Genomic DNA, 6,987 nt, shown 5'->3' with positions numbered 1-6,987 from the left:
CTTCGTCGGGATCGACGTGATCGGCGGCGAATGGCTGACCGAGATCAACGTCACCAGCCCGACCGGGATCGTCGCGATCGAGCGTTTTGACGGCACCGATGTCGCCGGGCTGATCTGGGACGCGATCGATCGCCGGCTGGCGGCACGGGGCTGACGGCGCCGATCCGATGACCGTGGCCCGGGGGAACGGCGTGCCGACGCGCACGTTGCCCGCCCGCATGATGACACGTCCAGCCCCATGACCGACTTCATCGTCAACTGGATCGTCTGGGGCGGCTATTTCGGCATCTTCCTGCTGATGGCGCTGGAAAACATCATCCCGCCGATCCCGTCGGAAGTGATCATGGGGCTGGGGGGGATCGCGGTCGCGCGCGAGCAGATGGAGATTCTGCCGCTGATCCTGTGGGGCACCGCCGGCACCACCGCGGGCAATGTCTTCTGGTATGAAATCGGCCGGCGGCTGGGGTATGAACGCTTCCAGCCGTTCGTCGAGCGCCACGGCCGCTGGCTGACGATGGACTGGGACGATGTCTGCCGCGTGCGCAGTTTCTTCCATCACCACGGCGGCTGGGTGATCTTCGTCTTTCGCTTCATGCCGACGTTCCGCACCCTGATTTCGCTGCCGGCGGGGATGGCGGCGATGCCGCTCGGGCGGTTCCTGGTGATGACGTTTCTGGGCAGCGCGATCTGGAACAGCGTGCTGGCCGGTGCGGGCTATTTCCTCGGCACCCGTTTTGCGGAACTGGACCGCTATGTCGGCCCGGTCGGCATCGCGCTGACGGTGGTGGCGCTGGCCTATTATGCCTGGCGCGTCGTGACGTGGAAGCCGCGCGGATAGCGCGCGTCAGGCGCGCGGATGGGCGTTGCGATAGACGTCCAGCAGGTGCGCCGCGTCCACCGCGGTATAGATTTGGGTCGAACTCAGGCTGGCATGGCCCAGCAGCTCCTGCAGCGCGCGCAGGTCCGCGCCGCGCCCCAGCAGGTGGGTCGCGAAGCTGTGCCGCAACGCATGTGGCGTGGTGCGATCGGACAGGCCCAGCCGCGTGCGCGCCGCCCTTACCCGAGCGCGCACCACATCGGCCGACAGGGCACCGCCCTTCACCCCGCGAAACAGGATCGCCTCGCGCGCTATCGGCCATGGCATCAGCGCGACATAGCGTTCGATCGCATCACGGATCGCGGGGAGCAGTGGCACCACCCGCGTCTTCGCCCGCTTGCCGGTGACGGCGATCGTCTCGCCCAGCGGCAGGATCGCACCCGTCAGCGTCAGCGCCTCGCCGATCCGCAGCCCCGCCCCGTACAGCAGCAGCAGCACCGCCCAGTCGCGGGCCGCCACCCACGGTTCGTCGCTATCTTCCGCCACCTGTTCCGCCAGCGCCACCACCTCGGCCGGAGCGATTGGGCGCGGCAGCCCTTTCTTGACGCGCGGCCCCCGCAACCGGGGCGTGGCCCCATCCCCCGCGGCCCAGCCGAGAAATCCGCGCACCGCCGACAGCTCGCGCGCGGCGGAGGCGTTCTGCAACCCCGCCGCGCGCCGGAACGCCAGATAGGCGCGCAGGTCGGCGGCATCGATCCGCGCCAGCGCGGCACGGTCAACCGGCCCGCCCCAGTGTCGCGCCAGAAACAGCAGCAGCCGCTCCGCGGTCGCGCGATAGGCGCGCACGGTATGTTCCGACCGGCGCCGGTCACGCGCCAGATGGATCGACCACAGGGTCGGGAGTGCCAGCTCACCCGATGTCATCACGCTCGCTTGTCGCCGCATCCGCCGACATGCGCAAAGCAAAATTAACCTTGCCTGCCGCAAGGAACCGCCATGGATCGCATTCTTACAACCGCCGGTCAGCCCGACGATTCCGAACGCGCGCGGCTGGCGACATTGCATGCGTTGGCGCTGCTCGACAGCGAGCCCGAGAAGGAATTCGATGCGCTGGTCGCGCTCGCGGCGCAAATGCTCGAATGCCCGCTGGCGATGCTCAATCTGGTCGACAAGGACCGGCTGTGGGTGAAGGCGGCGAGCGCGCCCTCCCCGCGTGAGATCCGGCGCGACATCGCCTTTTGCGATCAGGTGATTCGCGGTGATCGTGTGTGCGTGCTCCACGATACCGCCACCGACCCACGATTCGGCGGCTCGCCGCTGGTGGCCGAGGGCATGCGCTTCTACGCCGGCGCGCCGTTGCACGCGACTGATCAGAACGGGCAGCGACACGCGATCGGCACCCTATGCGTGATCGACACCATGCCGCGCCGCCAGAGCGACGCCGGGATCGTCGCGCTCGGCCATCTCGCCGCATTGGCGGAAGCGCTGCTGGAGGCGCGGCGCACCACGCTGCGCGCCACCGATCTGGTCGTTCAGCGCGAAGAGATGCTGGCGGCCCGCGAGCGACAGGACCGCATCTTCCGTCAGGCGGAGCGGATCGCCGCGATCGGATCATGGTGGCTGCCCGTACCCGGCGACATGCCGCATTGGTCCGACAACGTCTTTCGCATCCACGGCCTGCCGGTCGGCGAACATCCCGACGTGCAGACCGCCATGCGCTTCTATCCACCGGAATCGCGCCGCCGGCTGAGCATTGCCCTGACGCAAGCCATCGAACAGCAGCAGCCGTTCGATCTCGAATGCGATTTCGTCACCGTCGATGGCGCGATTCGCCGGGTGCGATCGATGGGCGAGCCGGAAATCGTCGACGGGCGGGTGGTCGGCGTGCTCGGCGTGTTCAGCGACATCACCGACCAGCACATACTGGAGTCGCGCCTGCGCCACTCCGCCGATACCGACGCGCTGACAGGGCTGGCGAACCGCGCCGCGTTCGACCGGCGGCTGGAAGAAGCGATGGCCAGCGCACGGCGTTCGGGAGAGCCGCTGCTGCTGGCGCTGATCGATCTCGACGGATTCAAGGCGATCAACGACACGCTCGGCCACGATGCCGGCGACGACGTGCTGCGCATGACCGGCCTCGCGCTTCGCCAGCCCTGGTTGCGGGATTGCCTGGCCGCACGGATCGGCGGCGACGAATTCGCGCTGATCATCACCGACCCGGCGCTGATCGCCGCCGCCGACCATGTGCGCGACAGGATCGAGGATCTGCTGCACCTCAGCGTGACGGTCGATGGCGTGACGATGACGAGCGGCGGCTCGATCGGGATCGCCGCGTTCGACGACACGTGCCACTCGCTGCGTGATTTCGCCCGTCGCGCCGACACGATGCTCTACGCGGCGAAGCGCGCGCGGGTCGGGCAACGCCGCGCGACGCCGACGCGCCGCGCCGCCTGAACGCGACGCACGACACCGGCTTCCCCCCGCCGTCCGTTGCTCCCATATGGGGCGGGCATGTCCTCCCGCGCGCGCGTTCTCGTCCTCAATTCGGCGCTGGGCCCGCTCGACTATCGCGTGCCGCATGGCATGACGGTCGAGCCGGGTTCGATCGTCGTCGCGCCGCTGGGCCCGCGCCAGCTGGTCGGGGTGGTGTGGGAGCCGGAGCGGATGCCCTCCGACGCGGAGGTGGGCGACAATCGCCTGCGCAACCTGCTGGGCGTGGCCGACGTGGCGCCACTGCGCCCGGCGCTGCGCCGGCTGATCGAATGGACCGCCGATTATTATCTCGCCCCGCCCGCCGCGGTGGTGCGCATGGCGCTGTCGTCGAGTGCCGCGCTGGAGGGATCGCGCACCGCGATCGAATATCGCGCCACCGGCCTCGTGCCCGACCGGCTGACTCCGCAGCGCGCCCAGGCGCTCGAGCGGATCGGCGACCGCCAGGGCATGATCCGCGAGCTGGCGACGATCGCCGACGTCAGCGACGGGGTGATCCGTGGACTGGTCAAGGCCGGCGCGATCGAGGGCGTGGAGGTGGATGTCGACAGCCCCTTCCCCCTTCCCGATCCCGGCTTTGCGCCGCCCCGGCTATCACCCGATCAGCGCGCGGCGGCGGCGCGGCTGGTCGCCGATGTCGACGCGGCGGCGTATCGCACCACGCTGCTCGACGGCGTCACCGGATCGGGCAAGACCGAAGTCTATTTCGAGGCGGTCGCCGCCGCGCTGCGGGCCGGCCGGCAGGTGCTCGTGCTGCTGCCCGAGATCGCGCTGACCGAGCCGTTCCTGAAGCGTTTCCACGATCGCTTCGGCTGCGAGCCGGTCGCCTGGCACAGCGGGTTGCGCGCGACGCAGCGCCGCCGCGCGTGGCGCGCGATCGCCAGCGGCGAGGCGCGCGTCACCGTCGGCGCGCGTTCCGCGCTGTTCCTGCCCTTCGCGACGCTGGGACTGATCGTCGTCGACGAGGCGCATGAAACGAGTTTCAAGCAGGAGGACGGGGTCCATTATCACGCGCGCGACGTCGCGGTGATGCGCGGGCTGTTCGAACGCTGCCCGGTGATCCTCGCCTCCGCCACCCCCGCGATCGAAACCCGGCATCAGGTGGCGCTCGGCAATTATGCCGAAGTGAAGCTGCCAGGGCGCTACGGCGCGGCGGAGCTGCCGACGATCGAAGCGATCGACCTGATCGAGGAACCACCCGAACGGGGGCGCTGGATCAGCCCGCGACTGGTGAACGCGATGCGCGCGGCGCTTGAAAGACAGGAACAGTCGCTGCTGTTCCTGAACCGGCGTGGCTATGCCCCGCTGACGCTGTGCCGAACGTGCGGGCACCGGTTCCAATGCCCGAATTGCACCGCCTGGATGGTCGAGCATCGGCTGACACGGCGGCTGGCGTGCCATCATTGCGGCCATATCGAGCCGGTCCCGCGACTATGCCCGGAATGCCAGAGCGAGGATTCGCTGGTCGCCTGTGGCCCGGGTGTCGAGCGGATCGCGGATGAGGTCGCGGTACTTTTCCCCGAGGCGCGCGTCACGGTCGTGACATCCGACACGATCTGGTCTCCGGCGAAGGCGGCGGAGTTCGTCGGTCGTATGGAGGCCGGCGCGATCGACATCGTCGTCGGCACGCAGCTCGTCACCAAGGGTTATCATTTCCCCAATCTTACGCTGGTCGGCGTGATCGACGCCGATCTGGGGCTCGACGGCGGCGACCTGCGCGCGGCGGAACGCACCTTTCAGCAGATCCGTCAGGTATCGGGCCGCGCCGGGCGCGGAGAAAAGCCGGGGCACGTCTTCATCCAGACGCACAGCCCCAAGGCGCAGGTGATGCGCGCGCTCGTCACCGGGGATGCGGAAGCCTTTTATGCCGCCGAGACCGAGGCGCGGCAGGAAGCCGGCGCGCCGCCGTTCGGCCGCTATGCCGCGATCATCGTTTCGTCGGAGGACCAGCCCGCTGCGCTGGAGATCGCCCGCGCGATCGGGCGCAGTGCGCCGCGGGTCGAGGGGATGGAGGTCTATGGCCCGGCCCCGGCGCCGCTGGCGATGCTGCGCGGGCGGCATCGCTATCGCCTGCTCGTCCACGCGCGCCGCGCGCTCGACGTACAGAACGTCATTCGCGACTGGCTGGGCGGGCTGGAGTGGAGCACCAAGGTGCGGGTGGCGGTCGACGTCGATCCGTACAGTTTTCTGTAGCGACGCAACGCGGCGATATCGGGAATGGTATTGGGGCGCGACCGTCGCGCCCCTGCGGCGTTACGCGCCGGCGAAGGCTGGCGGTCCCCATAGCGGGGCGGAACGGCCAGCGTCCGCGATGGCTCAGTCGGCGTGTTCCGCCAGCACCGTCAGGCCCCTGGCATTCACCTCGGCGAAGCCGCCACGGATCGCGATCCGCTCGGGTGCGCCGTTCTGCGCCTTTTGCACCAGCACCTCGCCGTCGCGGATCGTCGACATGAAGGGCGCATGGCCCTCCAGCACCGCGAAATCGCCATCGGTGCCGGGGACGGTCACCATGAAGACCTCCTCCGAGCGGACGAGGCGTTCCGGGGTGACGAGTTCGAAATGCAGCATGTCGTTACCTCAAGCCCCCGACCCGTCGCGGTAGGGGTAGCGGGTGGGGCGGGGTTCGGCGAGACCGTCGGCGACGGCCCCCACCCCTACCCTCCCCGGCCGGGGAGGGGCGTCAACGCGCGAGGCTTACGCCTCCTGCGCCATCTTCTCGGCCTTGGCGACCGCCTCGTCGATCCCGCCGACCATGTAGAAGGCGCTTTCCGGCAGGTGATCATATTCACCGTTCACCACCGCCTTGAAGCTGCGGATCGTATCCTCGATCTGGACGAACTTGCCCGAGATGCCGGTGAACACTTCCGCGACGTGGAACGGCTGCGACAGGAAACGCTGGATCTTGCGCGCGCGCTGCACGGTCAGCTTATCTTCCTCGGACAGTTCGTCCATGCCCAGGATCGCGATGATGTCCTGCAGCGCCTTGTACTTCTGCAGGATCGCCTGGACGGCGCGCGCCGTCTCATAATGCTCCTGGCCGACGACGCGCGGCTCCAGCACGCGGCTGGTCGAATCGAGCGGATCCACCGCCGGATAGATACCCAGCTCGGAAATCGCGCGGCTCAGCACCGTCGTCGCATCAAGGTGCGCGAACGAGGTCGCCGGCGCCGGATCGGTCAAGTCGTCGGCGGGGACGTACACCGCCTGCACCGAGGTGATCGAGCCCTTGTTGGTCGACGTGATGCGCTCCTGCAGCGCACCCATGTCGGTCGACAGCGTCGGCTGGTAACCCACCGCCGACGGAATACGGCCCAGCAGCGCCGACACTTCCGCGCCCGCCTGCGTGAAGCGGAAGATGTTGTCGACGAAGAACAGCACGTCCTGCCCTTCCTGGTCGCGGAAATATTCCGCGATCGTCAGGCCCGACAGCGCGACGCGCGCGCGCGCGCCCGGCGGCTCGTTCATCTGGCCATAGACCAATGCCACCTTCGACCCCTCGCTGATCGCGCGTCCTTCGGCATCCTTGGCGATGACGCCCGCGTCGAGGAATTCGTGATACAGGTCGTTGCCCTCGCGGGTACGCTCGCCGACGCCCGCGAACACCGAGGTGCCGCCATGGCCCTTCGCGATGTTGTTGATCAGTTCCTGGATCAGCACCGTCTTGCCGACGCCGGCGCCGC

6 protein-coding genes and 1 pseudogene are annotated in these 6,987 nt (G+C 68.7%); 4 read left to right on the top strand and 3 right to left on the bottom strand.

Annotation, left to right across the window (positions count from 1 at the left end; all coding sequences use genetic code 11):
- Nucleotides 1-154: pseudogene (locus ACFDSW_RS14035) on the top strand (glutathione synthase); the annotation flags it as partial.
- 84 nt (nucleotides 155-238) lie between these two features.
- Nucleotides 239-838 carry a DedA family protein gene (locus ACFDSW_RS14030; RefSeq protein ID WP_375250901.1) on the top strand — a complete coding sequence of 200 codons (600 nt, stop codon included), beginning with the start codon at nucleotides 239-241 and terminating at the stop codon, nucleotides 836-838.
- Between the two features lie 6 nt (nucleotides 839-844).
- Here ACFDSW_RS14030 and ACFDSW_RS14025 read toward each other — a convergent pair whose 3' ends face one another.
- Nucleotides 845-1,741, bottom strand: coding sequence for a tyrosine recombinase XerC (locus tag ACFDSW_RS14025; RefSeq protein ID WP_375250900.1), 897 nt, complete (start codon nucleotides 1,739-1,741; stop codon nucleotides 845-847).
- Between the two features lie 72 nt (nucleotides 1,742-1,813).
- Between ACFDSW_RS14025 and ACFDSW_RS14020 the strand changes: the two genes are divergently transcribed.
- Together ACFDSW_RS14020 and ACFDSW_RS14015 are read left to right on the top strand one after the other, a co-directional pair.
- A complete protein-coding gene (locus ACFDSW_RS14020; RefSeq protein WP_375250899.1) occupies nucleotides 1,814-3,271 on the top strand; it encodes a diguanylate cyclase domain-containing protein in 1,458 nt (485 codons plus the stop codon).
- A gap of 57 nt (nucleotides 3,272-3,328) precedes the next feature.
- A complete protein-coding gene (locus ACFDSW_RS14015) occupies nucleotides 3,329-5,500 on the top strand; it encodes a primosomal protein N' (RefSeq protein ID WP_375250898.1) in 2,172 nt (723 codons plus the stop codon).
- Nucleotides 5,501-5,623: 123 nt separating this feature from the next.
- Here the strand turns inward: ACFDSW_RS14015 and ACFDSW_RS14010 are convergent, their stop codons facing one another.
- A complete protein-coding gene (locus tag ACFDSW_RS14010; protein WP_375250897.1) occupies nucleotides 5,624-5,875 on the bottom strand; it encodes an ATP synthase F1 subunit epsilon in 252 nt (83 codons plus the stop codon).
- A gap of 126 nt (nucleotides 5,876-6,001) precedes the next feature.
- Nucleotides 6,002-6,987 (bottom strand): F0F1 ATP synthase subunit beta (gene atpD / locus ACFDSW_RS14005; protein ID WP_375250896.1); only part of this gene is annotated, 986 nt, incomplete at its 5' end.

This window comes from Sphingomonas sp., assembly GCF_042091075.1.
Classification (GTDB): Bacteria; Pseudomonadota; Alphaproteobacteria; order Sphingomonadales; family Sphingomonadaceae; genus Sphingomonas.
The sequence above is the reverse complement of the archived record's forward strand: the minus strand, read 5'-3'. Positions and strand labels throughout refer to the sequence as shown.

What these genes read in the sequence shown, in the direction of transcription:
- ACFDSW_RS14020 (WP_375250899.1), top strand. Translation starts at nt 1,814, where the DNA reads ATGGATCGCATTCTTACAACCGCCGGTCAGCCCGACGATTCCGAACGC.
- ACFDSW_RS14010 (WP_375250897.1), bottom strand. Translation starts at nt 5,875, where the DNA reads ATGCTGCATTTCGAACTCGTCACCCCGGAACGCCTCGTCCGCTCGGAG.
- ACFDSW_RS14015 (WP_375250898.1), top strand. Translation starts at nt 3,329, where the DNA reads ATGTCCTCCCGCGCGCGCGTTCTCGTCCTCAATTCGGCGCTGGGCCCG.
- ACFDSW_RS14030 (WP_375250901.1), top strand. Translation starts at nt 239, where the DNA reads ATGACCGACTTCATCGTCAACTGGATCGTCTGGGGCGGCTATTTCGGC.
- ACFDSW_RS14025 (WP_375250900.1), bottom strand. Translation starts at nt 1,741, where the DNA reads ATGACATCGGGTGAGCTGGCACTCCCGACCCTGTGGTCGATCCATCTG.